Here is a 1325-nt window from a genome sequence, read left to right as displayed (position 1 = left end):
CTAGGGCGTGTTTTGGATTGTGGTTCTGACCTGCGGGTTCGGCATGATGCGGGGTCGTGAGCGGGGTCGTTGGTCGGCATGATCTGACGGATGAGGCGTGGTCGGTGCTGGCGCCGTTGCTTCCGGTGCGAGCGCGGGGCCGGCGGGCGAGGTTCCTGCGCCGGCAGATCGATGGGATCCGGCACAGGGTCCGGGCCGGTTGCCCGTGGCGGGATGTGCCGCAAGAACGGTACGGGCCGTGGTCGAGTGTGTATGGGTTGTTCCGTCGGTGGCAGCGCGACGGCACCTGGGAGCGGATCACCGACCGGTTGCGCACTGGGGCGGACGCGGCGGGCCTGATCGAGTGGGATCTGAACGTCGACTCGACGATCGCCCGGGCGCATCAGCACGCCGCTGGTGCGCGTAAGCATCCCGAGCTGCAGAAGGAACCACCAGACGGGCCCACGGCCGAGCCTGCTGACCACGGGCTGGGCCGTTCCCGAGGTGGGTGGAGCACGAAGGTGCATGCTGTGGCCGAGCAGGGGCAGAAGCTGATGGGCATGGTCGTCACGGCCGGGCAGCGTGGTGACAGCCCGCAGTTCGCCCCGGTGCTCGAGCAGGTCAGGGTCAAGCGTCCCGGTGGGGTGGGGCGGCCGCGCACGAGGCCGGACCGGGTCCGTGGTGACAAGGCTTACGCCTCGGCCGCGAACCGGGCTTTGCTGCGCCGGCGGGGCATCGGCGCGACGATCCCGGACAAGAAGGACCACGCCGCCCACCGGCAGGCGAAGGGCTCGGCCGGCGGGCGTCCACCAACAGTCGACTACGAGGACTACAAGAAGCGGCACGCGGTGGAGTGCATGTTCAACCGCCTCAAACGCTGGCGGGCGGTCGCCACCAGGTTCGACAAGCTGCAGGTCCGCTACGAGACCACCGTGACGGTCGCGGCGATCGATGACTGGGTAGCCGCGCTCGTGCGTGCGGGATGAGTGCTGGCATGCTGGGCCGGTTCCCGTGACCTGAACGAGAGGGCTGACCTGGTGCGGTACTACGCGGACTCCGAGGGCGGCGACTACATCGAGGACCCCACCCATGCCGACCTCGTTGCTCTCGTGCGCGCGTTGAACCGCGAGGAGAACACCTTCTTCATCGTGTTCCCCGACGATGACGATCTTCAGTGGTCGATCGCTGTGCTCACCCGTCGAGGTGGTCTGGGCGGCTACGAGATCGAACGGTCCGACTCACGCACCGGCGAGACCAGCACGGTCCCTGCCGCCGATCCCGTCGCTATCGCGACCGAAGTCCAGGCCTGGGCCGAGACCACAGCCGCAATCCAAAACACGCCCTAG

Annotated in this window: 2 protein-coding genes; both read left to right on the top strand. The window is 68.3% G+C overall.

The window, feature by feature from the left end; all coding sequences use genetic code 11:
• Positions 1-56: 56 nt before the first annotated feature.
• A complete protein-coding gene (locus ACIPN7_RS29855; RefSeq protein WP_400550858.1) occupies positions 57-965 on the top strand; it encodes an IS5 family transposase in 909 nt (302 codons plus the stop codon).
• A 51-nt stretch (positions 966-1016) separates the two neighbouring features.
• On the top strand, positions 1017-1325 hold the full coding sequence (locus ACIPN7_RS29850) for a hypothetical protein (RefSeq protein WP_400550856.1): 309 nt from the start codon (positions 1017-1019) through the stop codon (positions 1323-1325).

It is taken from the genome of Promicromonospora sp. NPDC090134 (genome assembly GCF_044746965.1).
Lineage (GTDB): Bacteria > Actinomycetota > Actinomycetes > Actinomycetales > Cellulomonadaceae > Promicromonospora.
The sequence above is the reverse complement of the archived record's forward strand: the minus strand, read 5'-3'. Positions and strand labels throughout refer to the sequence as shown.